The sequence below is a fragment of the Microbacterium sp. NPDC097977 genome, assembly GCF_040302605.1.
Lineage (GTDB): Bacteria > Actinomycetota > Actinomycetes > Actinomycetales > Microbacteriaceae > Microbacterium.
Genome location: NZ_JBEOUR010000058.1, coordinates 1 through 22180, shown reverse-complemented (window position 1 = coordinate 22180; position 22180 = coordinate 1). Strand labels below are relative to the sequence as shown.

Here is a 22180-nt window from a genome sequence, read left to right as displayed (position 1 = left end):
CGTCGGGGCCGGCGCCGGCGGTGCCGGATGGCGTTCTCCCGTGATCGCCGTGCCGTCTTCATCGACGAGGGTCGCCGGGTATCGGGCATCCGTCAGCGCCCAGTAGACGGTGTCGCGCCCGACTCGCGTGGAGAGGGACGCGCCCTCGCGCGTCAGCGCGAGCGCGCGGAGACCCTGGTCGACCGACATGGCCTCGATGAGGTGCTGATCGCTGCTGTCGATGCGCGTCCTGCCGGTGCCCGGCTCGACCGAGACCCGCACGAGACCGTGTCTCTGCGCGGTCTGGGTCACGAGGTAGCGGAGCGGCTGCGGGATCCCCGTGAGCGAGAGCGACTCGAGGAACTCGAGGATCGTCTGCTCCGTCTCGCCGAGCACGAGCGCGTGGGCGATCGACTCCGGGGTGAACCGATACGTCGACGCCTGCGCCGCCGACTCGCGTGTCGCCAGGGTGCGCAGGCGCACATCCAGCGCCGGTGCGAGCGGACCGGGGGAGATGGCGCTCAGATCGTTCTGGAGGAAGATGCGATCCACCTCGGCCGGCAGCAGCGCGGTGAGAGCGCTCGCGTCGATGTCGCCCCCGTTCCGCAGCGCCGTCGCCCAGGCGGTCTCGCCGTCGTCGTCGGTGAGCAGGCCGAGAAGGCGGGCGCGCTGGAGGAGCGCGCTGCTGCGCTCCGGCCAGGCGGCGTCCCAGGGGTGCGCCAGGGGCCACGATGCGGCGGGCGACCAGCCCCCGCGTTCGGTGCGCACGCCGCGCGGCAGCGAGTCGCGGAATCCGCGTACGAGCGTGCTCCAGCGATCTCCGACCGAGGATCGCAGCCACGCCTCGGCCGCCGTCGTGATCCGCAGCTGTCGGTCGACCTGGACGACGAGCGCCGCATCCGTCACGATCGCGATGAGGGCGTCGATCGATTCGGGCGCCATACCCGCGTCGCTCAGCATCCGCTTCTCGCCGGCGCTGATGGTGCCCCCGGCGAGCAGAGCGAACGGTCGATCGCGGGCCAGCAGGAGGATGTCGGCGAGTGCCGACACCGTGGTGAATGCCCGCTCGGCGGCGTGGGCGGTGGCGGCCTCGTCAGCGGTGCGCGGCTCGACCGCGTCGACGGGCTCCGGCACGGTGCGCTCGGCCACGGCAGCCGAGACCGGCGGGAAGGGCGAACCGTCCGGGCGGAGCAGCGCGAGCGCTCGCAGCGTGTCGGCCGACGGCCCGCTCACCCGCGCGTCGTCGGATGTCGCGGCGGCGAGCAGGCCGGCGGCTTCCGAGTGCGTCAGCGCGGGGAGGATGCGGGTCACCGAGGCCGTGTCGAGGAGGGCCTCCGCGGCGTCGAAGAAGTCCTGCCATCCCGCATCCGGTCGCACACGCCGCGCGGCGAAGAGGGTGGCGAGCTCCGCGTCGCTCGCCGCGGAGAGCCATTCGGCCAGCGGGCGTGCGTGCGTGCTCATGCCGGAGTCCTCAGGGCCGCGACGTCGCGCGACCCTTGCGGATGAAGCTCATGACGAGCAGCGCGATGATCATCAGGAAGGCGGCGGGAAGGCCCCAATACGGGATCGCGGCGACGAACGGCCAGGCTCCCGCTCCGAAGTCCTCCTGCTGCATGCCGACGGCGGTGCCGATGATGATCGCGAAGAAGCAGATGATCGAGGCCGCCGCGAGTCCGAGCGCCGTGAACGCGAGAATGCGATCCACGCGGCGAACGGGAGGCTCGAGGTCGGGACTCTGGGTGCTCATCCCTCTGAGCCTAGTCGCTGCGCGACCGCGCGGTTCCGCCCCGTGACCTACGGATTCCCTGCCGGGCGACCGGTAGGCTGGTGGTGGTCGCATCCACGCGTCCGATCCCAGCTCCACACCGACTCAGCGAGGTTTCTCCCATGCCCACCGGCAAGGTCAGGTTCTACGACGAAGACAAGGGTTTCGGCTTCATCGCCGCCGATGACGGCCAGGACGTCTTCCTGCACGCCTCGGCCATGCCGGCCGGCGCTGCGGTCAAGGCGGGGACGCGTGTCGAGTTCGGCGTCGCCGACGGCAAGCGCGGACTGCAGGCGCTGTCCGTGCGGGTGCTGGAAGCACCCCCGAGCCTCGCGAAGGCCAAGCGCAAGCCGGCCGACGACATGGCGATCATCGTCGAGGATCTCGTGAAGCTCCTCGACGGGATGGGCGGCGACCTGCGTCGCGGCCGTTACCCCTCGTCCGCCCACGGCCGCAAGATCGCGGCCGTCCTGCGCAAGGTAGCCGATGACCTCGAAGCCTGAGCCCGACGAGCGTCTTCTCGGCGCCCACGATCTCGCCCTGTCCGCACTGCACGAGATCACCCCCGCGTCGACCGTCGGCCCTGCTGCCGACTATCGGGCGGAGGACGACGGATCCGTGTCGCTGCGCTTCCAGAACCGCATGCCCGGCTACCCCGGGTGGTACTGGACGGTCACGGTCGCGCGCGTCGAGGACGCGGAGCCGACGGTGCTCGAGCTCGAGCTGCTGCCGGGCGACGGTGCGCTGCTCGCTCCGGAGTGGGTGCCGTGGGCCGAGCGTCTCGCCGACTACCGTGCGCATCAGGTCGAGCTCGCCGCGCAGGCGGCCGCGACCGAGGAGGGCGATGCGCTCGCCGTCGCCGACGAGGACGCGTCCGAGGGCGATGAGCTGGAAGACGACGAGCTCGAGGACGATGAGCTCGACGACGACGACGACGACGACGATGACGACCTCGACGACGACGACGATGATGATGATGACGACGACGATGACGACCTCGACGAGGATGACCTCGCGGCGGTGCCGCGCGAGCTGCACGCGGGTGATCTCGACGGGGTCGATATCGACGAACTCGACGACTCCGCCGCGGAAGACGAGTCGGACGAAGACGAGCCCGAGGATGACGACGAGTCCGAGGATGACGAGGACGACGATTCCGATCCCGACGCCGATGAGGATGCCTCAGACGACGAGGAGTGACCTCCGGGAATGAGAAAGGGCCGCGTGCGAACGCGGCCCTTTCTCATTCCCCCCCCGGTGTCAGGCGCTCTGCTGCGCGAGGACGTGGTCGAGGCAGCGGGTGAGCTGACGGACGTCGTCCGGCTCGATCGAGACGAACGTCGCGACCCTGAGCTGGTTGCGGCCGAGTTTGCGGTACGGCTCGGTGTCGACGATCCCGTTGGCGCGCAGTGTCTTGGCGACGGCGGCGGCGTCGACGCTGTCGTCGAAGTCGATCGTCACGACGACGGGCGAACGATGCGCGGCCTCCGCCACGAACGGCGTCGCGACAGCGGAGGATGCGGCCCAGTCGTAGAGGATGCCGGAGGATTCGGCCGTGCGTGCGCCGGCCCAGGCGAGCCCTCCGTTCGACAGGATCCAGCTCAGCTGGCTGTCGAGCAGGTGCAGGGTCGTCAGCGCGGGCGTGTTCAGCGTCTGATTGAGGCGGGAGTTGTCGAGCGCGTTCTTCAGGCTGAGGAACTCGGGGATGTAGCGATCCGAGGCGGCGATGCGCTCGATGCGATCGATCGCCGCGGGCGAGACCGCGGCGAACCACAGTCCTCCGTCGGAGCCGAGGTTCTTCTGCGGGGCGAAGTAGTAGACGTCTGCCTGAGCGAGGTCGAAATCGATCCCGCCGGCTGCGCTCGTCGCATCGATCACCGTCAGCGCCCCCTCGGCGACGACGCGGTCGATCGGAGCGGAGACGCCGGTCGAGGTCTCGTTGTGCGGCCAGGCGTAGACGTCGACGCCGTCGACGATCTCGGCGGCCGTGCGGGAGCCCGGCTCGGCCTTGCGCACGTCCGGAGCGGCGAGCCACGGTGCGGCGGCGGCCGCGGCGAACTTGCCTCCGAACTCGCCGAACACCAGGTTCTGGCTGCGGTGCTCGATCAGGCCGAAGGCCGCGGCGTCCCAGAACGCCGTCGATCCGCCGTTGCCGACGATGATCTCGTAGCCGTCGGGGAGTGTGAAGAGCGCGGCGAGGTTCTCGCGGACGCTGCCGACGAGGTTCTTCACCGGTGCCTGGCGGTGCGAGGTGCCGAGCAGTGTCGGCCCTGCGGCGAGCAGCGCATCGAGCTGCTCGGTGCGCACCTTCGAGGGGCCGCATCCGAAGCGGCCGTCAGCGGGCAGGAGGTCTCGGGGAATCTCGATCGCCATGCGTCGATTCTAGGGCGTGCCCGCGCCGTCGCCTCGCCGCGTGACGCCCCGATGTCCGCTCGGGAATGTAGGCTTGCCTAAGAAGACCCGGAGGGCCACATGACGGACTTGATCGACACCACGGAGATGTACCTCCGCACCATCCTCGAACTCGAGGAGGAGAACATCGTGCCGCTGCGCGCGCGCATCTCCGAGCGTCTCGGGCACTCGGGTCCGACCGTCTCGCAGACGGTCGGACGCATGGAGCGCGACGGGCTCGTCGTGGTCTCGGAGGATCGCAGGCTGGAGCTCACCGACGCCGGGCGCCGCAAGGCGGTCGACGTCATGCGCAAGCACCGGCTGGCCGAGCGACTGCTGTCCGACGTCATCGGCCTCGATTGGGCTTACGTGCATGAAGAGGCCTGCCGCTGGGAGCACGTCATGAGCGAGCAGGTCGAGCGTCGACTCGTCGAGCTTCTCGGACACCCCACCGAATCGCCGTACGGCAACCCGATCCCCGGTCTCGACCAGCTGGGCGACACCCCCGCCCGCACTTTCGACGAGGGCGTCATCGGGCTCGTGCAGAAGCTGAACGCCGCCGGCGCGCCGATCGAGGGCACCGTGCGGCGCCTCGCCGAGCCCGCGCAGGTCGACCCCGAGCTGCTCGAACAGCTCCGCGATGCGGGCGTCATGCCCGGCGCCAAGGGCGACTACCGCTTCAACGAGGGCTATGTGCTCATCCAGATGGAGGGCAAGGACGACGGCCTGGAGCTTCCCGTCGAGCTCGCCTCGCACATCTTCCTCGTCGGCGAGCCGCTCTGATCCTCATCCTCCCGGTCTCGGATCCGCGTGATTCCGCCGCCCCGGTGATTGCCAGCTTCACGGGGTGACAGGATCGTTATCTTCCGGTAACCTCGGACGAGTCGTCGAAGAAGCCCGCTGACGACACCCGAGAGGATCCGCCTTCCAGGCTCGTCGACCTCTCGGTCAGACCGCACAAAGTACCCGAGATACGTTCGTGCCACGAGAGCAGAGTGCCGACGAGCCAGCGCCGACAGGCGTGCAGGCGCAGGAGGATTTAGTTTTGGCCACAGACATCGAAACGCCCGCGAAGACAACCGAAGATCGAGCAGTCGCCCGCCGCACCGGCGGCCGGGTGGACGCACGCAAGGTCGTCAAGCCCCTGCGTTCGATCGCCATCTTCGGGGCAGTGGGTGCTCTCGTGGCCGCTGTGGCGCTCCCCGCGTATGCCGCCTCCAAGCCGATCGAGGCCTCGGCGACCGTCCAGCAGATGGCCGCGGTCGACGCGCAGTCCCTGGTCGTCGCCTCGGACGCCACCGCGTCGTCGCTCGGTCGGGGAACCTTCACGGCCACCACGCCTGACGAGATCGAGAAGAAGAAGGCGGAGGAGGCCGCAGCCGCACGGGCCGCAGCCGCCGCCTCGACCGCGTCGACGTCGGGCTCCGGAAACTACGACATCGGGAACTACTCCCTCGTGTCGCCCGGCTCCGGCGAGGTGCGCTACCCGCTTCCGCAGGGGTCCTACAACGTGAGCCGCACCGTCGGCGGCGCCCACCAGGGCGCGGACATGCTGGCTCCTGCGGGCACCCCAATCTACGCGGCCGCCGCCGGAGTCGTGCGTGCCTCGGCCGAGAGCATCGGCGGCTACGGCGTGGCCGTCATGCTCGACAGCGTCGTGGGCGGCCAGCGCGTGCAGACCACCTACGGGCACATGACCTACGGCTCGCGCCAGGTGCAGGCCGGCGAGACCGTCGTCGCCGGGCAGCTGATCGGATTCGTCGGAAGCACCGGGCGATCCACCGCGAACCACCTGCACTTCGAGGTGTGGGTCAACGGCGGTCTCATGGAGCCCATCGCCTGGCTCGGCGCGAACGCCGGCTGACCCCGGTCGTCTCGCCCTTCCGCGCGTCGTCACGGACACGCCTCTGAGCGTTCACCCCGGGTTCGACCCCGGTGTCCGCGGGATGGGTTAGCCTGAACCCGTTGTCGCATAGGCGGGAGAGGCAGATGGAGCGAATACCGAGCATCCGAACCATGGATGCCCTCGGTCGTCACGTCCTCCTGCATCGTCCGCAGGGACGTCACGGTCTTGCTGTGTGCAAAAGGCGCTGTCTGTAGACAGCGCCTTTTCTCATCCCTGCGAACGCTTCCGCCCTGCGCGGCTTCGTGTGAGTCGAGAGTGCCGGGAAGCCGTCCCGGCGGATCGAGAGGATGACGATGCGCACACTGGTACTGAACGCAGGATACGAACCGCTCGCGATCGTGTCGTTCAAGAGAGCACTGGTCCTGGTCATGAACGACAAGGCCACCGTGATCGAACGCGTGGAGGGCGACCCGGTCTGGGGCAGCCACGGCGTCTACGATCGCCCGGCCGTCATCATCCTCTCCCGGTACGTGCGCATCCCGTCCAGCAGGCGCGTGCCCGTCACCCGCCGCGGTGTGCTCCGTCGGGACAACCACCGCTGCGGCTACTGCGGCAAAGCGGCGTCGACGATCGATCACGTGATGCCCCGATCCCGTGGGGGCGCCGACTCCTGGGAGAACCTCGTCGCCTGCTGTCTCCGATGCAACAACATCAAGAGCGACCGCACCCCGCAGGAGATGCGGTGGGAGCTGCGCTTCGCTCCCCGGCCTCCCCACGGCTCCGCCTGGACCGTCCGCGGCACCGAGCGAGGCGACCCCCGATGGGAGCCGTATCTGGCTCTGGCCGCCTGAGCGAGGGCGGGGGTTCCTCTAGAATGAAATCCTCGCCCCCGTAGCTCAGCAGGATAGAGCAGCCCTCTCCTAAAGGGCAGGTCGCTGGTTCGAATCCAGTCGAGGGCACCCTTCTCGCTCACTGCTCGCGCGTCCGCTCAGGGATGCGGCTCTCATCACCGCGTCGAAGTTCGCGTCCAGAACCGACGCAGCCCGCCCTGCGGTCCAGCGGGTGCCGTGGGCATCGCGATACTCGAGCAGCGTGAGAGCATCCGCCGTGCTTCCCGCTCCGAGGCTCGTCTGATGAAGCGAGAGGACCTCGAGGGTGATGCCTGAGTCGACGAGAGCGGACACGAGGCTCTCGACGGGCCCGGCGCCGACCCCTCGATGGGTGCGCTCTGCCGAGTCCGACCGCAGAGTGACGTGCACCTGGGAGCCGTCCAGCCGATAGTTCGTCAGCGTCGGCATATCTCTCGCAGGCGCAGGCAGGTAGGTGTGCGCGAACAGGGCCCACAGGTCCGTCGCCGTCAGCTCATCGCCGACACTGTCGGCATGCGCCTGAACCGTCTTCGCGAACTCGATCTGGAGTCGCCGTGGCAGCTCGATCCCGAACTCCTTCTCGAGCAGATAGGCGATACCGCCCTTCCCCGATTGCGAATTGACCCTGATGACAGCGTCGTAGCTGCGACCGAGGTCGGCGGGGTCGATCGGCAGGTAGGGGACGAGCCACCGCTGTTCGCGAGCATCCGCGCCTGAGGCACCGGCGCGGGAGCGATGCTCGGCGAGTCCCTTCCGGATCGCATCCTGATGGGTGCCGCTGAACGCGGTGTGCACGAGGTCGCCGACGTAGGGATGCCGTGGATGCACCTCGATGCCGTTGCAGTGCTCGACGGTGCGTCGGATCTCGTCGATGTCCGAGAAGTCGATCATCGGATCCACTCCCTGCGCGTGAAGATTGAGGGCGAGGGTCGCGAGGTCGACGTTGCCGGTGCGCTCGCCGTTGCCGAAGACGCATCCTTCCACACGCTCCGCCCCCGCGAGCACCGCGAGCTCGGCGCAGGCGACCCCGGTGCCGCGGTCGTTGTGAGGGTGGACGGAGAGGATCACTCCTTCTCTCCTGGCGAGGTTGCGGTGCATGTACTCGATCTGGTCCGCGTACACGTTCGGCGTCGCGACTTCGACGGTCGCGGGCAGGTTCAGGATCACCGGGCGCTCGGGTGTCGCATCCCAGAGCGTGGTCACGGCGTCGCACAGGTCGAGCACGTAGTCGGGTTCGGTGAGGTTGAAGACCTCGGGCGAGAACTGGAAGCGCACATCGGGGAGTCCGTCGGTGAGATCGAGCACATCCTGCCCCGCTCTCAGGATCAGGTCCTTCAGCTCGGTGCGGGTGCGACCGAGGACGGTGTCCCGCCAGGTGGGGGCGGTGGCCGTGTAGACGTGGATGACGACCGGGTTGCGGATGCCGCGCACCGACTCCACCGTGCGTTCGATCAGATCGCGACGCGCAGCGGTGAAGACGACGATGGTGACGTCGTCCGGGGCGAGGTCCGACGAGGCGAGGAGCCTGACGAAGTCGTAGTCCGTCTGCGAGGCGGAGGGATAGCCGACCTCGATCTCCTTGTAGCCCATCGTGACGAGGAGCTCGAAGAAGCGCCGTTTGCGCACCGGATCCATGGGCTCGGCGAGCGCCTGGTTCCCGTCGCGGAGGTCGACCGGCACCCACAGCGGCGCGGCCGTCAGCTGGGCGGTCGGCCACTCGCGGTCGACGAGCGGCACGGCGACGCGGTCGAACACCGAGGCGTAGCGATGCGACGGCATCTGGGACCGGCGTTGGCGGTTCCATGACGGCGACGAGTCCGGCACCGGGCCGGCGGGGGTGGAGAGGGTGGGGAACAGCATGGACATCGGGAACTCCTCGGTGCGGGGGTGTGATGACCGGCGGCGCGGTGCACCCCACGACGGGGAGCCGGTCGGCTAGGTCCCGTCGTGGCGCAGAAGGAGGAGGTCGAGCGTCACGCACTCACCGTAGCAACTCCTCAGACAAGTTGACAAGTTAAGATGAACGCATGACTCGGATCGAACGCACGCCTCTTGCCGACCAGGCGTCGGACATCCTGATGGCGCGCATCGGCTCGGGGGAGTGGCAACTCGGACAGAAGCTCCCGGGGGAGACCACGCTCGCCGTGCAGCTGGGTGTCGGACGTTCGACGATCCGCGAGGCCATCCGTCAGCTGGCAGGACGGGGAATGCTGGCGACGCGTCAGGGGTCGGGAGTGTTCGTCACCGCACTCGAGGCGCCCGAGGACTGGGATGCCGTGCTCCGCCGCGCCGATATCGTCGCGGTCATCGAGGCGCGCACGGCGATCGAGACGGAGGCCGCCGCTCTCGCTGCGTCGCGCCGCACGGCATCCGATCTCCGGCTCATCCGTCGAGCGCTCGTCGGTCGCCGAGCCCACCACTCGGGGGTCGAGGCGCATGTCGATGCCGACACCGCGTTCCATCGCAGCATCGTCGCGGCCGCCCACAACCCGATCCTGCTCGAGCTGTTCGACGGCTTCACCCCGCGTATGCGGCAGGCGATGATCGAGATGCTCCGGCTGCGTGCGGACGACGGCGGTCGGGCCGATGACGACCGCCACGCACTGCTCGCCGACGCCGTCGCGGCGCGCGACTCCGCACGGGCGGCCGCCGAGAGCCGCACCCATCTCGTCGACCTCGCGAAGACGCTCGGCTGACGGTCGTCATCGACCTCAGTCGCGACCGCTGCGCCACAGCTTCGACGGCCACCAGATCACTCGACCGAGGTCGTACGCGAGCGCCGGCACGAGCAGCGAGCGCACCACGAACGTGTCGAGCAGCACACCGAACGCGACGATGAACGCGAGCTGCGCGAGGAACAGGATCGGGATCACCGACAACGCCGCGAAGGTCGCAGCGAGCACGAGCCCCGCCGACGTGATCACGCCGCCCGTGATCGAGAGGCCGCGGAGCACGCCCTCGCGCGTGCCGTGGGCGAGCGACTCCTCCCGCACCCGCGTCATGAGGAAGATGTTGTAGTCGATGCCCAGCGCGACGAGGAACACGAAACCGTAGAGCGGAACGGCGGGATCCGCCCCGGGGAAGTCGAACACGCCGTTGAACACCAGCGCGGACACCCCCATCGCGGTGCCGAAGGACAGCACCGTGGTGATGATGAGGAGCACGGGTGCGAGGACGGATCGCAGCAGGAGCATCAGGATGACCATGATCACCACGAGGATGACGGGGATGATCAGGTTGCGGTCGTGGATCGAGGCGTCGTTCGTGTCGACCGCGGTGGCGGTGACCCCGCCGACCAGCGCATCCAGATCGTCCAGCGAGGTGCGCAGCTCCCGCACCGTCGCGGCGGCGGCGTCGGAGTCGGCCGCGTCGGTCAGGGTGCCCTGCACCAGCACGTCGCCCGCGACGACGGTCGGCTCCGGCACCGCCGTGCCGGGAGGACCGACCGCCTGCAGGCCGTCCGCGGTGACGGGGGCCGAACCGCTCGGGGAGTCGGATGCGGCGACGGTTACGCCGTCGATGCCGTCGTCGGCCAGGAGCACATCGGCCGCGTCCTGAAGATCCTCCTCGGCGACGATGACGTACACCGGGCTGCCGGATCCGCCGGGGAAGTGCTCGCCGAGAGCGACCTGGCCGTCTCGGGCCTCCGAGCTTCCCAGCACGAGGTCGGACTGCGGGACACCGCTCGCGTTGAGCTGCAGGACCCCGGCGGCGCCGGCGACGAGGACGAGGGTGGTCGCGATCCAGATCACGCGGGGGTGCCTGGTGATCAGGTGCGAGAGCCGCGCCCACAGGCCGGTCGTGCGCATGCCGTGCTCCTCGGCGACGACCTCGGGCTCGAACGCCGGACGTCGAGGCCAGAACACCGCCCGGCCGAACAGCAGCAGCAGTGCCGGCAGCAGGGTGAGCGCGGCGAGCATCGCGAACACGATGCCGATCGCGGCCACCGGGCCGAGGGTGCTGTTGGATTTGAGGTCGCTCAGCAGCAGGCACAGGAGTCCCGCGATCACCGTGCCGCCCGAGGCGGCGATCGGCTCCACCGAGCCCTTCCAGGCTGCCAGCACAGCGGCTCCCTTGTCCTGCATCACCCGCAGCTCCTCGCGGAACCTGGCGACGAACAGCAGGGCGTAGTCGGTCGCCGCGCCGATCACGAGGATGAACAGAATGCCCTGGGTCTGCCCGCTGAGCAGCAAGACCTCGAACTTGGCCAGCCACCACACGACCAGGAGTGCCACGCAGAGCGCGAAGAGGCTCGTGGAGAGTACGACGAGCGGCAGCAGGAACGAGCGGTAGACCAGCACGAGGATCACCAGTACGGCGAGCAGCGCGACGCCGAGCAGTAGCCCGTCGATGCCGGCGAACCCGGCGACGAGGTCGGCGCTGAACCCCGCCGGGCCCGTGACGTACACGGTCACCCCGGCCGGTGCGGCCTCGCGGAGCTGGGCACCGAGCGCGTCGACCGCATCCGCGAGCTCCGCGTCGCCCTCGATCGGGATGAAGGCCTGCACGGCCCGTCCGTCGTCGGAGGTGAGGGCCGGCGAGACGTCCGCGCTCACGCCCTCGGTCGAGGGCGCGTCGGCCACAGCATCCGAGATCGTCTGCAGATCGGACTCCGACAGCTCGCCGTCGCTCACGAAGACGGCGATCGCGGGGATGGCGTCGCTGTCGGTGAACGCGCCCAGCAGCTTCTGCACCTGGGTCGCGTCGGCGGATTCCGGCAGATAGCTCGTCTGATCGTTGGAGGAGACCTCGTCGACCTTGCCGAACAGCGGCCCTCCGAGTCCCGCCCCGACCAGCCAGACCAGGATCAGTGCGACGGGGAGGAGGACGCGCATCCAGGAACGCCGCCGCGAACGCTCTCGGATCGGCGGGGTCGGCGCATGCTCAGGGCTGGACATCGGATTCCTCTCGAGGACTGTGCGGGGAGGCGGGCAGGGTACGGCGGGGGAGTCGGTGCGGGTGGTGCGCGTGCGGGGGTTCAAGAGCTGCGGCGCTCAGGACACCCAGGCGAGGATCAGGATCATCGTCGCGAGGAAACCGGCGAAGTAGTTCAGCGTGATGAACCGGCGCCACGCGCGATTCGTGCCGGGGGAGCTCTCGTCGGTCACCGTCCACCACGGGGCCGCGTTCACGATGTAGGGCACGGCGAGGAGAGCGCCGAGCGGGCCGGGCCACGCGGTGAACAGCATCGCGATCCCCGCGAGCGTCCACAGCGCGATCGACAGACGGACGGTCGCACGGGCTCCGATCACCGTGGCGATCGAGCCGATTCCGCCCTCGCGGTCGGGGCCGATGTCCTGCACGGCGCCGAACGCATGCGCCGCCATCCCCCAGAGGAAGAAGGCGACCAGCACGAGCGCGACCGTCGGCGTGATCATCGCGCCCGCCAGGGTCAGCCCCACGATCGCCGGTGTGACGAAGTGCAGGCTGGAGGTCGTGGAATCGAGGAACGGCCGCTCCTTGAAGCGCAGCCCGCGTGCGGAGTACGCGATGACCGCGAAGACGCTCACCGCCAACCAGAACCACGAGGCGGGGTTTCCCACGATCACCAGATAGACGAGGAACGGGATGTTCGTGATCGCCGCCGACCACAGCGTGGCGCGGTGGATGCGCGGCGCGAGCAGAGCGCCCTCGATGCCGCCCTTGCGCGGATTCGCCAGGTCCGAGGCGTAATCGAACACGTCGTTGATGCCGTACATGGCGAGGTTGTACGGCACCAGGAAGTACAGGGTGCCGATGATCAGCGTCAGGTCGACGTCACGCGTGCTCAGCAGATAGGCCGCGGCGAAGGGGAAGGCGGTGTTGATCCAGCTGATGGGACGCGACGACAGGATGATCTGCGCGATGTCGCGCCCCAGAGAGCCGCGCGTGGCGGAGGTCATGAGGTCCCCTCCGCATCGCGGCGGCCGCGCCGGGCGCGCAGCACGGCCCACAATGCCGGGAGCAGGATGGCGCCGGCGATCGGATAGGCGAAGTCCTCCAGTGGCGCGAGGCCGATGTGCACGCCGAGCAGATGCGCGGGCGAGTAGTGGAACAGCCCGGTCGCGATCATCAGCGTGTCGAACACCGCGGTGAGGATGACGAGGGCCACGAGGGTCAGGGCGATCGCCCCGAGACGTGCGCGCCGCCGGCCCGCGATCAGCGAGAGCACGATCGCGGCGATCACGGCGGCGCCGACGAACCAGGCCGAGAGCTCGAGATAGGTCACAGGCGCACCTCGCTCCGGGTCCGGGCGCGTGTCGACAGCAGCCGTACCGAGCCCGTGTAGAGGACCATGGTGCACACGACCAGGAAGAGCAGGAACACCGGCTCCTCGATCGGCAGTTCCGGTGCGAGCACGATGCCGGTCGCGACGACCGCGTCACCTCGGAAGAAGATCCCCCCGGCGATGCCGGCGATGTCCCAGATCAGGAAGAACGCGAGGCCGAGGATCGTGACGAGGGATGCCGAGACGGCATCCCTCCAGAAGAAGAGCCGGAAGCGTCGATCGAGAAGCAGCATGCAGCCGAGGACGAGGAGCAGCACCGCGAGGTAGACGAATCCCATCACGACGCGCTCGCCGCCGGATCGGCCGCCGCGGGGGCGTCCAGCGGTCCGCTGGAATGGTCTCCGCGGATTCGCTTGAGCACGATCTCGGCACTGATCAGGCACATCGGCACGCCCACACCCGGTGCGGTCGTGGCTCCGGCGTAGTACAGGCCGGCGACGCGGCGCGATGCGTTCTGGGCGCGGAACATCGCACTCTGCGACAGGATGTGCGCGGGGCCGAGCATCCCGCCGCGCCACGAGTTGTACTCCTCGAGGAAGTCAGCGGGCCCCTTGGTCTCGCGCACGACGATGCGGTCACGAAGGTCGGGGATGCCGGCCCAGGCGGCGATCTGATCGATCGCGGCATCCGCCGTGCGCTCGATCAGCGCGGAGCCCGCACCGTCGGATCCGCCGCCGCCCAATGCGGTGTCGGCGGGGATCGGCACCAGCACGAAGAGGTTCTCGTGCCCTTCCGGCGCCACCGAGTCGTCGGTCGCGCTGGGGCGGCAGACGTAGATGGACGCGGGGGCGGGGATCGTCGGCTCATCGCCGAAGATGGCGTCGAAGTTGGCGTCCCAGTCCTCGGTGAAGAACAGCGAATGATGCGGGAGGTCGGGAAGCGAGCCGCGCACGCCGAGCATGACGAGCACCGCGCCCGGGCCGCTCGTGCGCCGTTGCCACCACGAGTCGGGGTAGGTCCGCAGATGGGCGGGGAGCAGCGCCGTCTCGGTGTGGTGCAGGTCGGCGCCCGACACCACGATGTCCGCCTCGACCGCGTGTGCGGTGCCATCGGCGTCGCGCCATTCGAGGCCCGTGGCCGTGGGGTTCCCGGAACGGATCCCCGTCGTGATCGCCGTGACATCGGCATTGCGCACGATCCGGACCCCGGCGGACTCCGCGACGGCGGCGATCCTCTCGACGACGCGCCAGAAGCCGCCCTGCGGATAGCTCACGCCCTCGTCGAGGTCGAGCGCGCTCATCAGGTGGTACATCGCCGGTGCCGTGCGGGGGTCCGTGCCGAGGAACACCGCGGGATAGCCGAGCAGCTGGCGGATCACCGGATCGCGGAACCGGCGAGCGGCGAACGACTGCAGGCGTGTGCCCAGCAGCGTGAAGAGACGCGGGAGGGCACGGAGCACCTCGGGGGTCATCAACCCGCGCAGCCGCGTGAACGGGTTGTAGAGGAAGTAGCGCTCTGCCATCACCCTGGCCTCGTGCGCGGAGTCGAGGTAGGCATCGAGGGCCTTCGCCGCACCCGGCTCGCGCGACTCGAAGAGCAGGGACACCTCGTCGCGCCCCGCGGGAACGGTGACGGACGGAGAGGGGGAGCCGTCTGCCGACGGCTGCCGGAAGACGCGGTAGCCGGGGTCGAGCAGCGTGAGATCAAGCTGCGCCTCGGTGCTGGTGCCCATCATCGCGAAGAAGTGGTCGAACACCTCGGGCATCAGATACCACGACGGACCGGAGTCGAAACGGAAGCCGTCGCGCTCGATCGTGCCCGCACGGCCGCCGACCCTGCCGTTCTTCTCGTAGACGGTCACCTCGTGCCCGTCGCGGGCGAGCAGCCCCGCGACGGCCAGGCCCGCGACCCCGGCGCCGACGACGGCCACGCGGCTCATCGGTCGCGCTCCAGCGATGTCACGAGCACGGCGCGGGCCGTGAGCAGGGCCTTCATGGGATCGGGCACTCTGACCCGCTTCTCGTAGAGCACGGCGGACGGGGTCCTCGCGATCCTCGTCGTCAGGGCCTCGAAGAGCGCGAGCGCGCTGCGGACGGCGGCGCGGGCGTCCTTCGGCAGGAGCGGGATCGCGCGCCGCGCGTCGGTGAGCTGCATTCTGATGGTGCGTACCCAGTCGTCTCTGTCGGCGTCGGTGAGCCGTGCCGATCCGCCGAGGTACCCCCGCTGGAGTCTGTCGGTGTCGTCGGCGAGGTCTCGCAGGAAGTTCACGTTCTGGAATGCCGCGCCGAGCCGGCGGGCGCCGTGGGTCAGGATCTCCCGTTCACGGGCGGTGCGGCGCTCGCCGCGGAGGAACACCTGCAGGCACATGAGGCCGACCACCTCGGCCGAGCCGTAGACGTAGCGGGCGTGCGCGTCGGCGTCGTACGGGGTGAAGTCCGCCGCGGCGGCGATGTCGGCGCCCATCGAGTCGAAGAAGGGCTGCGTGAGGTCTTCGCCGATCCCGCAGTCCCGAGCGGTCCTGGCGAAGGCGTGCAGCACGAGATCGGTGCTGTAGCCCGCCCGCATCGCACGGTGCGTCTCGGCGACGTACGACGCGAGCGCCTCGGTCTGCGCGGCGGCATCGAGTCCGGCCTGAGCGGCGACGCCGTCGACGACCTCGTCGGCGATGCGCACCATCGCGTAGATGTTGCGCACGTGCTGACGGTGCCGCTCGCCGAGCAGGCGCGTCGCGAGGCCGAAAGACGTGGAGTACGTGCGGATCACTTCGGTCGATGCGGTGTCGGCGGCGCGGCTGAATCGGCCGAGGCTCTCCTCGGGGGAGCCGTCGCGGGTCGGTGTCATACCTGTCGTCCTTCGAGGCGGGAGGCGGAGACGAGGATCGCTCGTGCCGCGTCCGAGGTGATCTGTCCGTCGCGCTCGGCCTCGCTGAGCAGTGCGTAGACGCCGTCGAGCTGCTCGCCGATCAGGCCGACCACGAACCGCTCCGCGCCGCAGCCCCGCAGCAGGTCGCGGATCGCCGTGGCGTCCTGCAGGCTCAGGTCGACCGCGCCGAATCGCGGGGCGATCTGCGGCCACGCATCGGTCGACCTCGCGAAGGCGATGATCGCGGTCTCCTTGCCCTCGCGCAGATCGGAGAAGGCGTCCTTGCCGTGGGCCCGATGATCGCCGAACACGCACAGCAGGTCGTCCTGCAGCTGGTAGGCGAGGCCCAGGCGGCGTCCGACGTCTTCGAGCGTCTGCTCCGCCGAGACGGAGGCCCCGGCGAGCAGCGCGGCCGCCCGCAGGGGAAGGGAGAACGAGTACGTCGCGGTCTTGTAGACGCTCATGGCCAGGACCGTGTCGACGTCCGAGGGGATGATGCCGTGGCTCAGCGCGACGTCGGTGTGCTCGCCCGCCACGGTCTCGAGGATCGTCTGCTCCACCAGATCGAGAAGGCGGGAGCGGGCGTGCGAGGGGACATCGGCTCGGGCGAACCCGATGATGGCCGCCGAGAGCAGCAGATCTCCCATCAGGATCGCACTCGAGCGAGCCCAGTGCAGCGAGTCCTCCTCGGTCACGCCGGGGCTTCCCGCAGCGAGCGCGCCGATCAGGTTGGGTCGCCGGCGTCGCGTCAGGTCGCCGTCGATGACATCGTCGTGAAGGAGGAACGCGTAGTGCAGCAGCTCGATGTGCGCCGCGATGTCCACTGCCGCGAGGTTCGGCTCCTCACCCGCGTCGGGGGAGAGTGCGCGGTGGATGTCGAGAAGAAGCCGCGGGCGCACGAGCTTGCCGCCGAGAGCGTGATCCGCGGTCGCGCGCCACAGCGCGGCGAACTCGCGGCCGTATGCCTCCGCATTCTCGCAGTGGAAGGCGAACCGCTGTCTCAGCACCTCTTCGAGGCGGGTGCTCATGTCTTCTCGTATCGCCACCGGGGGCATGATCAGAGGACTCCGAGCTCGCGAAGCCGGGGGAGCTGCTCGGTGAGCCAGGGGCTGAAGGCGAAGGGCGCGCCGTCGACCGACCGGGCGAAGTCGGCGGGATCGACCCACGCCCACTCCGCGACTTCGTCGGGGTCGGGGGAGAGTGCGCCGTCGGCGATGGCGACGTGCACGGGGCAGATCTCGTTCTCGACGATGCCGCTCGCATCCACCGCGCGGTAGCGGTAGTCCGGGAGGACGAGGGAGATGTCGGTGATCCGAAGGCCGAGTTCGTCGAGCGCTCGCCGCCGGACGGCATCCGTCATGACCTCGTCGGGGCGGGGATGTCCGCAGAAGCTGTTGGTCCACACGCCCGGCCAGGTGCGCTTCGACAGGGCGCGGCGGGTGACGAGCAGGCGTCCCTCATGGTCGAGCACGTAGCACGAGAAGGCCAGGTGCAGGGGGGTGTCGGTCGTGTGCACCGCGTCTTTCGCGAGGACTCCGATCGCGACTCCGTCAGGGGAAAGGAGGGTGACCTCATCCATCGGGGGAACCTCCTTGATTTCGCTAGCTTAGCTAATAATCAACATAACATGAATCCAATGGTGTGTAGCATGATGTCATGCGCAACGGACCCGACGCCAGTCCCCCGGGGGACGGTGCGTCGGACGCCCTCGTGGCACGGGAAGGCGAGTTCGCCGAGAGGCTGTCGCACGCCGCGCTCTACGACGTGGATTCGAGCGATCCCCGCAGCGCTCTGATCGACCGCTCGGGCGTCGACCCCGAAGATCTTCGGCAGATCGCGCAGGTCATGGGGGCCCTGGGTGAGCTCAGGGATGCGGAGCAGAAGCTGTCTCTGGCGTCGCGGCGCTACATGCGTCTGAACGACACGGACATGAGAGCGCTGCATTACCTGATCGTGTCGGAGAACCGCGGGGGAACCGCGACGCCGGGCGCGATCGCCACGCATCTGGGGATCTCCACGGCATCGACAACCAAGCTGCTGGATCGGCTCGAGAAGGGTGGGCACATCCGTCGGGCGCCGCATCCGACCGACCGACGCGCGCTCGCGATCTCGATCACTGCGGAGACCCGCCGGGCGGCCATGGAGACGGTGGGGAAGCAGCAGGCGAAACGGTTCTACTCGGCTGCGCGACTGACGTCGGAGGAGCGGGACGTGGTCATCCGCTTCCTCTCCGACATGGCGCAGGAGATCGCGATCCGGGATGAGCCGTGGGCCCAGGCCGGAGTCGCGACCTCCGAGTGAGTCAGTGCGCGGCGTTGTATGCCTCGACGACGGGATTGGGAATGCGTCCCCGCTCCGACAGCGTGTAGCCGTTGTCATTCGCCCAGGCCCTGATCGCGGCGACCTCGGGATTGCGTCCCTGACGCTTTCTCGGTGCAGCGGAGCGCGTCGCCGCGGAGGACCCGGCCCGACGTCCTGCCGAGATGTACGGCTCGAGCGCCGCGCGCAATTCTTCGGCATGCGCGGTATTCAGATCGATCTCGTACGAGGTGCCATTCAGCGAGAAATGCACGGTCTCGCCTTCGCCCACCTCCAGGACCGACCCATCGATGTCATCGACCAACTGGTGCACAATTCTTCTAGCCATGTGATGACATTACCGCGAGCGGCGAATAGCTGCGCATTTATTCGTGACCGGGGTCGATCAATTTCAGCCCGACGATGCAACCGACCAATCCCAGAAGAAGCAGGATGCGTGGCCAGGAGATATCGCTCTCTCCGGTCACCATCGCCCACACGACGGTGAGAGTGGCGCCGATGCCCACCCACACGGCGTAGGCGGTGCCGGTGGAGATCTCACGCATGGCGAAGGCGAGACCGGCCATCGAGAGCAGCAGTCCGCCGACGAAGATGACGCTCGGCCAGAGTTTGGTGAATCCCTCGGACTTGCCGAGGGCGGTCGCCCACACGGCCTCGAGGACTCCGGAGACGATCAGCACGATCCACGACATGAGTGGTCCTTTCGGACCAGTCTTTGCGCTCACCGGGTACTGGTCTGCCTCGTCCGGGGCCGGTGATCGCCGACCGTCATCCAGGCTAGCCGTGCGCGCTGGGCAGGGGCTGTGCACCCGCTGCCTGCGGCCCCACGGCCTCGGTCAGGGGAGCAGCCCCGCCCGACGCGCCTTCGTGACCGCGGCGTGCCGGGTGGATGCGTCCAGCTTCGACATCGCCGTGCCGAGGTAGGCCTTCACGGTGCCCTCGCGCAGACCCAGCTGGGTGGCGATCTCGCCGTTGGTCGCGCCGAGGGCCGCGCAGGCGAGGACGTCCGTCTCTCGTCGCGAGAGATGCACGGTCGTGATCGGGCCCGTCGTCGGGGACGCGGCATCTCCTGACAGCGTCAGCAGCCGGCGCTCCACCTGAGCGATGCGCGCGCGCAGCTCCGCGTCGTCGACCGAGGCCGCGATGCTGCGAAGCTCGGCGAAGCTCTCCCGCAGCTCTTCGCGCTGACGCGCCGGCACCGCATCGGATGCCGGGCCCGCGGCCCGCAGGCGTCGCTCCACCTCGTCGCGGACGCGCAGTTCCTCCGCGACCGAATGGGCGACCTGCATCGCGGGGGCAGTGGTCACGCCCCCCACCGGCGTCCGGTCCCAGGACCCGGCGTAGAGCACTCCGCGGGGGCGTCCGTCCACGATGATCGGCAGTGCGAGCAGGGTGCGCAGACCCTCGCCGAGCACGAAGACGTCGTAGTCGTGGGTGATCTGCTGCGAGGATCCGTAGTCGTTCGTCATGCGCGGACGCAGCTCCATCATCGCCCGGCCACCCAGACCGCGTTCGGGCTTGACGCGCAGGCCGTCGAGGCTGCGGGTGCGGTTGCCGACGATGCTCGTGACGCTGACGACCCCGTCGTCGATCAGGCCGCCGAACGTGACCGGGAACCTCGTGCGCTGGGCGAGCTCGCGCACCGCCCGGGCGACGAGCTCGGTCTCGGACTCGCTCGCGGTCGATGTGCTCACGACTACCTACTTTCGGGGGTGACGGCGCTGTTCCCCGTTTCGTAGCGTCGACCCTATCATTCGCCCGGCAGGCGAGGGCGAGCCGTAGACCATGTGGCAAGGAGGCCCCATGACCGACCATCCGACGGCGGATTCCGCAGGCGCGATCGATTACATCGCGGTTGAAGAATCCCCCCGATTCCGTGAATTGAAGAAGACCCAGCGGTCGTTCATCTTCCCGCTCGCGGCATTCTTCCTGATCTGGTATTTCGTCTATGTCCTGCTCGCCGCGTTCGCGATCGACTTCATGTCGCAGCGAGTGTGGGGCGATATCACCGTCGGCCTGCTGATGGGGCTCGGCCAGTTCGTGACCACATTCGCCATCACGATGGGTTACGTCGCATTCGCGAACAGGAAGCTCGATCCGATCGCGACGGAGATCCGCGAAGGTCTCGAGAAGGCGCAGGGTGACGCATGAACGCCGTGCACGCGGCGACCGCCGCTCCTACGGTCGAGAGCAACCCGATCCTCAACATCTCGATCTTCGCGGCCTTCGTGGCGGTGACGCTGTTCATCGTCATCCGCGCGAGCCGCAACAACAAGACGGCCGCCGACTACTACGCGGCCGGACGCTCGTTCACCGGCCCCCAGAACGGATTCGCGATCGCCGGCGACTACCTGTCGGCGGCGTCGTTCCTCGGCATCTGCGGGGCGATCGCGATCAACGGGTACGACGGATTCCTGTATTCCATCGGCTTCCTCGTCGCCTGGCTCGTCGCCCTGCTGCTGGTCGCCGAGCTGATGCGCAACACCGGCAAGTTCACGATGGCCGACGTCCTCTCCTTCCGGCTCACGCAGAAGCCGGTGCGCATGGCGGCCGCGATCACGACCCTCGCGGTCTGCTTCTTCTATCTGCTGGCGCAGATGGCGGGCGCCGGCGGACTGGTCTCGCTGCTGCTCGGCATCGACGGCCGCGTGGGGCAGTCGATCGTGATCGCGGTGGTCGGCGTGCTGATGATCGTGTACGTGCTCATCGGCGGCATGAAGGGAACGACCTGGGTGCAGATCGTCAAGGCGTTCCTGCTCATCGGCGGCGCCATCGCCATGACGATCTGGGTGCTCGCCATCAACGGGTTCAACCTGAACACGCTTCTCGAAGCCGCCGTCGCCAACTCCGACAAGGGCGAGGCGATCCTCGGACCTGGTCTGCAGTACGGCGCGAACCCCTGGGACTTCCTGTCTCTCGGCATGGCGCTGGTGCTGGGCACCGCGGGACTCCCGCACGTGCTGATGCGCTTCTACACGGTGCCGACGGCCAAGGAGGCGCGGCGCTCGGTGGTGTGGGCCATCTGGCTGATCGGCGGGTTCTACCTGCTGACGCTGGTGCTCGGCTACGGCGCGGGTGCCCTCGTCGGTGCCGATGTGATCGCGGCCGCCCCCGGTGGGCCGAACTCCGCGGCCCCGCTGCTCGCGCTCTACCTCGGTGGGCCCGTGCTCCTCGGGTTCATCTCGGCGGTCGCGTTCGCCACGATCCTCGCGGTGGTCGCGGGGCTCACGATCACGGCTGCGGCGTCCTTCGCGCACGACATCTACGCGAACGTGATCCAGAAGGGCAGGAAGGATGCCTCGGGCGCGCCGGTCGTGACCGATCCGAATGCCGAGGTGCGGGTGGCCCGTCGGACGGTCGTCGTGATCGGCATCCTCGCCATCGTGGGCGGGATCGGCGCCCAGGGGCAGAACATCGCCTTCCTCGTGGCGCTGGCGTTCGCGGTCGCGGCATCGGCCAACCTGCCCACGATCCTCTACTCGCTCTTCTGGCGTCGGTTCAACACCCGCGGTGCGGTGTGGAGCATGTACGGCGGGCTCGCGGCAGCGATCATCCTGATCGTGCTGTCGCCGGTCTTCTCCGGCTCACCCACCTCGATGATCCCCGGGATCGACATCGTGCTGTGGCCGATGAACAACCCGGGCATCGTGTCGATCCCGCTCGGGTTCTTCCTCGGCTGGCTCGGAACGATCACGAGCCGTACGAAGGAATCCCCGCAGCTCGCCGCGGAGATGGAGGTGCGCTCGCTCACCGGGTTCGGTGCGGAGAAGGCGGTCGATCACTGACCGCCCCGAGCCCGCCGTCGCGCGGGTGAGCGGAACGTGGGCCCCCCCCGCCGCCGCCCCCGGGGGCCCGGGCGCGGCCCCCCCCCCCGGCGCAGGCAGGCCGGGTGCCGGGGGGGCGGGGGGGCCGCCCCGCCGGGCCCCCCCCCCGCCGCCGGG

Annotated in this window: 24 protein-coding genes, 1 tRNA gene and 1 riboswitch; of the genes, 10 read left to right on the top strand and 15 right to left on the bottom strand. The window is 69.1% G+C overall.

Features of this window, described 5'->3' with window-relative positions; all coding sequences use genetic code 11:
• Together ABTZ43_RS12980 and ABTZ43_RS12975 are read right to left on the bottom strand one after the other, a co-directional pair.
• On the bottom strand, positions 1-1440 hold a 1440-nt coding region (locus ABTZ43_RS12980; protein ID WP_350539127.1), incomplete at its 3' end, for a helicase-associated domain-containing protein.
• A gap of 10 nt (positions 1441-1450) precedes the next feature.
• A complete protein-coding gene (locus ABTZ43_RS12975; RefSeq protein ID WP_056420398.1) occupies positions 1451-1726 on the bottom strand; it encodes a hypothetical protein in 276 nt (91 codons plus the stop codon).
• A 140-nt stretch (positions 1727-1866) separates the two neighbouring features.
• Here ABTZ43_RS12975 and ABTZ43_RS12970 point away from each other — a divergent pair, with 140 nt between their 5' ends.
• Both ABTZ43_RS12970 and ABTZ43_RS12965 read left to right on the top strand, forming a co-directional pair.
• Positions 1867-2247, top strand: a complete 381-nt coding sequence (locus ABTZ43_RS12970) for a cold-shock protein (RefSeq protein ID WP_056420401.1) — start codon at positions 1867-1869, stop codon at positions 2245-2247.
• Positions 2231-2944 carry a DUF3027 domain-containing protein gene (locus ABTZ43_RS12965; protein WP_350539126.1) on the top strand — a complete coding sequence of 238 codons (714 nt, stop codon included), beginning with the start codon at positions 2231-2233 and terminating at the stop codon, positions 2942-2944. The genes ABTZ43_RS12970 and ABTZ43_RS12965 overlap by 17 nt, the downstream gene beginning before the upstream one ends.
• A 60-nt stretch (positions 2945-3004) precedes the next feature.
• Here ABTZ43_RS12965 and serC read toward each other — a convergent pair whose 3' ends face one another.
• Positions 3005-4117: a phosphoserine transaminase gene (serC, locus tag ABTZ43_RS12960; protein WP_149422603.1), complete on the bottom strand. Its 1113-nt coding sequence runs from the start codon at positions 4115-4117 to the stop codon at positions 3005-3007.
• Between the two features lie 99 nt (positions 4118-4216).
• Here serC and ABTZ43_RS12955 point away from each other — a divergent pair, with 99 nt between their 5' ends.
• The 4 genes from ABTZ43_RS12955 to ABTZ43_RS12940 all read left to right on the top strand — a co-directional run bounded on the left by ABTZ43_RS12955 (position 4217) and on the right by ABTZ43_RS12940 (position 6940).
• Positions 4217-4918, top strand: coding sequence for an iron-dependent transcriptional repressor DtxR (locus ABTZ43_RS12955; RefSeq protein ID WP_045254343.1), 702 nt, complete (start codon positions 4217-4219; stop codon positions 4916-4918).
• 262 nt (positions 4919-5180) lie between these two features.
• A complete protein-coding gene (locus ABTZ43_RS12950) occupies positions 5181-5999 on the top strand; it encodes a M23 family metallopeptidase (RefSeq protein WP_082539487.1) in 819 nt (272 codons plus the stop codon).
• Between the two features lie 335 nt (positions 6000-6334).
• Positions 6335-6832, top strand: coding sequence for an HNH endonuclease (locus ABTZ43_RS12945; protein WP_045254360.1), 498 nt, complete (start codon positions 6335-6337; stop codon positions 6830-6832).
• A 34-nt stretch (positions 6833-6866) separates the two neighbouring features.
• A tRNA-Arg gene (locus tag ABTZ43_RS12940) sits at positions 6867-6940 on the top strand.
• On the opposite strand, the gene ABTZ43_RS12935 is transcribed toward ABTZ43_RS12940, so the two are convergent.
• Positions 6902-8629, bottom strand: a complete 1728-nt coding sequence (locus tag ABTZ43_RS12935) for a 2-isopropylmalate synthase (protein ID WP_350539128.1) — start codon at positions 8627-8629, stop codon at positions 6902-6904. The two genes, ABTZ43_RS12940 and ABTZ43_RS12935, sit on opposite strands and share 39 nt — an antisense overlap.
• Positions 8630-8877: 248 nt before the next feature.
• Here ABTZ43_RS12935 and ABTZ43_RS12930 point away from each other — a divergent pair, with 248 nt between their 5' ends.
• Positions 8878-9546 carry a FadR/GntR family transcriptional regulator gene (locus ABTZ43_RS12930; protein WP_350539125.1) on the top strand — a complete coding sequence of 223 codons (669 nt, stop codon included), beginning with the start codon at positions 8878-8880 and terminating at the stop codon, positions 9544-9546.
• 15 nt (positions 9547-9561) lie between these two features.
• Here the strand turns inward: ABTZ43_RS12930 and ABTZ43_RS12925 are convergent, their stop codons facing one another.
• From ABTZ43_RS12925 to idi, 8 genes are all read right to left on the bottom strand, one after another.
• Complete coding sequence (locus ABTZ43_RS12925) at positions 9562-11748, bottom strand: MMPL family transporter (protein ID WP_350539124.1); 2187 nt, start codon at positions 11746-11748, stop codon at positions 9562-9564.
• A 96-nt stretch (positions 11749-11844) separates the two neighbouring features.
• Entirely contained in the window at positions 11845-12732 is an 888-nt protein-coding gene (locus ABTZ43_RS12920; protein WP_350539123.1) for a prenyltransferase, read from the bottom strand.
• Positions 12729-13058 carry a lycopene cyclase domain-containing protein gene (locus tag ABTZ43_RS12915; RefSeq protein WP_350539122.1) on the bottom strand — a complete coding sequence of 110 codons (330 nt, stop codon included), beginning with the start codon at positions 13056-13058 and terminating at the stop codon, positions 12729-12731. Before ABTZ43_RS12915 ends, ABTZ43_RS12920 begins: the two co-directional genes overlap by 4 nt.
• The gene (locus ABTZ43_RS12910) at positions 13055-13396 is read right to left on the bottom strand and encodes a lycopene cyclase domain-containing protein (RefSeq protein ID WP_350539121.1); all 342 of its coding nucleotides are present in this window, start codon (positions 13394-13396) and stop codon (positions 13055-13057) included. The genes ABTZ43_RS12915 and ABTZ43_RS12910 overlap by 4 nt, the downstream gene beginning before the upstream one ends.
• Positions 13396-14997, bottom strand: coding sequence for a phytoene desaturase family protein (crtI, locus tag ABTZ43_RS12905; RefSeq protein ID WP_350539120.1), 1602 nt, complete (start codon positions 14995-14997; stop codon positions 13396-13398). The genes ABTZ43_RS12910 and crtI overlap by 1 nt, the downstream gene beginning before the upstream one ends.
• Positions 14994-15899 carry a phytoene/squalene synthase family protein gene (locus tag ABTZ43_RS12900; protein WP_056420434.1) on the bottom strand — a complete coding sequence of 302 codons (906 nt, stop codon included), beginning with the start codon at positions 15897-15899 and terminating at the stop codon, positions 14994-14996. Before ABTZ43_RS12900 ends, crtI begins: the two co-directional genes overlap by 4 nt.
• Complete coding sequence (locus ABTZ43_RS12895; protein WP_350539119.1) at positions 15896-16948, bottom strand: polyprenyl synthetase family protein; 1053 nt, start codon at positions 16946-16948, stop codon at positions 15896-15898. Before ABTZ43_RS12895 ends, ABTZ43_RS12900 begins: the two co-directional genes overlap by 4 nt.
• Positions 16949-16977: 29 nt before the next feature.
• Positions 16978-17499, bottom strand: a complete 522-nt coding sequence (idi, locus tag ABTZ43_RS12890) for an isopentenyl-diphosphate Delta-isomerase (protein WP_350539118.1) — start codon at positions 17497-17499, stop codon at positions 16978-16980.
• A 77-nt stretch (positions 17500-17576) separates the two neighbouring features.
• On the opposite strand from idi, the gene ABTZ43_RS12885 reads away from it, so the two are divergent.
• Entirely contained in the window at positions 17577-18221 is a 645-nt protein-coding gene (locus ABTZ43_RS12885; protein WP_350539116.1) for a MarR family winged helix-turn-helix transcriptional regulator, read from the top strand.
• Between the two features lies 1 nt (position 18222).
• Here ABTZ43_RS12885 and ABTZ43_RS12880 read toward each other — a convergent pair whose 3' ends face one another.
• The 3 genes from ABTZ43_RS12880 to ABTZ43_RS12870 form a co-directional block, all read right to left on the bottom strand.
• Positions 18223-18567, bottom strand: coding sequence for a histone-like nucleoid-structuring protein Lsr2 (locus ABTZ43_RS12880; RefSeq protein WP_056420449.1), 345 nt, complete (start codon positions 18565-18567; stop codon positions 18223-18225).
• Positions 18568-18604: 37 nt separating this feature from the next.
• Entirely contained in the window at positions 18605-18931 is a 327-nt protein-coding gene (locus ABTZ43_RS12875; protein WP_350539115.1) for a DMT family transporter, read from the bottom strand.
• An 11-nt stretch (positions 18932-18942) separates the two neighbouring features.
• A riboswitch (guanidine-III (ykkC-III) riboswitch) is annotated at positions 18943-19010 on the bottom strand.
• Between the two features lie 65 nt (positions 19011-19075).
• Positions 19076-19933: a LuxR C-terminal-related transcriptional regulator gene (locus ABTZ43_RS12870; RefSeq protein WP_350539114.1), complete on the bottom strand. Its 858-nt coding sequence runs from the start codon at positions 19931-19933 to the stop codon at positions 19076-19078.
• A 109-nt stretch (positions 19934-20042) separates the two neighbouring features.
• Here ABTZ43_RS12870 and ABTZ43_RS12865 point away from each other — a divergent pair, with 109 nt between their 5' ends.
• Both ABTZ43_RS12865 and ABTZ43_RS12860 read left to right on the top strand, forming a co-directional pair.
• Positions 20043-20390, top strand: a complete 348-nt coding sequence (locus ABTZ43_RS12865; RefSeq protein WP_314097661.1) for a DUF485 domain-containing protein — start codon at positions 20043-20045, stop codon at positions 20388-20390.
• Complete coding sequence (locus ABTZ43_RS12860) at positions 20387-22024, top strand: monocarboxylic acid transporter (RefSeq protein WP_149422617.1); 1638 nt, start codon at positions 20387-20389, stop codon at positions 22022-22024. Before ABTZ43_RS12865 ends, ABTZ43_RS12860 begins: the two co-directional genes overlap by 4 nt.
• Positions 22025-22180 lie beyond the last annotated feature (156 nt).

Excerpts from the sequence above, each read along its gene's own strand:
- ABTZ43_RS12975 (WP_056420398.1), bottom strand. The coding sequence starts at position 1,726 with ATGAGCACCCAGAGTCCCGACCTCGAGCCTCCCGTTCGCCGCGTGGAT.
- ABTZ43_RS12970 (WP_056420401.1), top strand. The coding sequence starts at position 1,867 with ATGCCCACCGGCAAGGTCAGGTTCTACGACGAAGACAAGGGTTTCGGC.
- ABTZ43_RS12965 (WP_350539126.1), top strand. The coding sequence starts at position 2,231 with ATGACCTCGAAGCCTGAGCCCGACGAGCGTCTTCTCGGCGCCCACGAT.
- serC (WP_149422603.1), bottom strand. The coding sequence starts at position 4,117 with ATGGCGATCGAGATTCCCCGAGACCTCCTGCCCGCTGACGGCCGCTTC.
- ABTZ43_RS12955 (WP_045254343.1), top strand. The coding sequence starts at position 4,217 with ATGACGGACTTGATCGACACCACGGAGATGTACCTCCGCACCATCCTC.
- ABTZ43_RS12945 (WP_045254360.1), top strand. The coding sequence starts at position 6,335 with ATGCGCACACTGGTACTGAACGCAGGATACGAACCGCTCGCGATCGTG.
- ABTZ43_RS12935 (WP_350539128.1), bottom strand. The coding sequence starts at position 8,629 with ATGCCGTCGCATCGCTACGCCTCGGTGTTCGACCGCGTCGCCGTGCCG.
- ABTZ43_RS12930 (WP_350539125.1), top strand. The coding sequence starts at position 8,878 with ATGACTCGGATCGAACGCACGCCTCTTGCCGACCAGGCGTCGGACATC.
- ABTZ43_RS12925 (WP_350539124.1), bottom strand. The coding sequence starts at position 11,748 with ATGTCCAGCCCTGAGCATGCGCCGACCCCGCCGATCCGAGAGCGTTCG.
- ABTZ43_RS12920 (WP_350539123.1), bottom strand. The coding sequence starts at position 12,732 with ATGACCTCCGCCACGCGCGGCTCTCTGGGGCGCGACATCGCGCAGATC.
- ABTZ43_RS12910 (WP_350539121.1), bottom strand. The coding sequence starts at position 13,396 with ATGGGATTCGTCTACCTCGCGGTGCTGCTCCTCGTCCTCGGCTGCATG.
- crtI (WP_350539120.1), bottom strand. The coding sequence starts at position 14,997 with ATGAGCCGCGTGGCCGTCGTCGGCGCCGGGGTCGCGGGCCTGGCCGTC.
- ABTZ43_RS12900 (WP_056420434.1), bottom strand. The coding sequence starts at position 15,899 with ATGACACCGACCCGCGACGGCTCCCCCGAGGAGAGCCTCGGCCGATTC.
- ABTZ43_RS12895 (WP_350539119.1), bottom strand. The coding sequence starts at position 16,948 with ATGAGCACCCGCCTCGAAGAGGTGCTGAGACAGCGGTTCGCCTTCCAC.
- idi (WP_350539118.1), bottom strand. The coding sequence starts at position 17,499 with ATGGATGAGGTCACCCTCCTTTCCCCTGACGGAGTCGCGATCGGAGTC.
- ABTZ43_RS12885 (WP_350539116.1), top strand. The coding sequence starts at position 17,577 with ATGCGCAACGGACCCGACGCCAGTCCCCCGGGGGACGGTGCGTCGGAC.
- ABTZ43_RS12880 (WP_056420449.1), bottom strand. The coding sequence starts at position 18,567 with ATGGCTAGAAGAATTGTGCACCAGTTGGTCGATGACATCGATGGGTCG.
- ABTZ43_RS12875 (WP_350539115.1), bottom strand. The coding sequence starts at position 18,931 with ATGTCGTGGATCGTGCTGATCGTCTCCGGAGTCCTCGAGGCCGTGTGG.
- ABTZ43_RS12865 (WP_314097661.1), top strand. The coding sequence starts at position 20,043 with ATGACCGACCATCCGACGGCGGATTCCGCAGGCGCGATCGATTACATC.
- ABTZ43_RS12860 (WP_149422617.1), top strand. The coding sequence starts at position 20,387 with ATGAACGCCGTGCACGCGGCGACCGCCGCTCCTACGGTCGAGAGCAAC.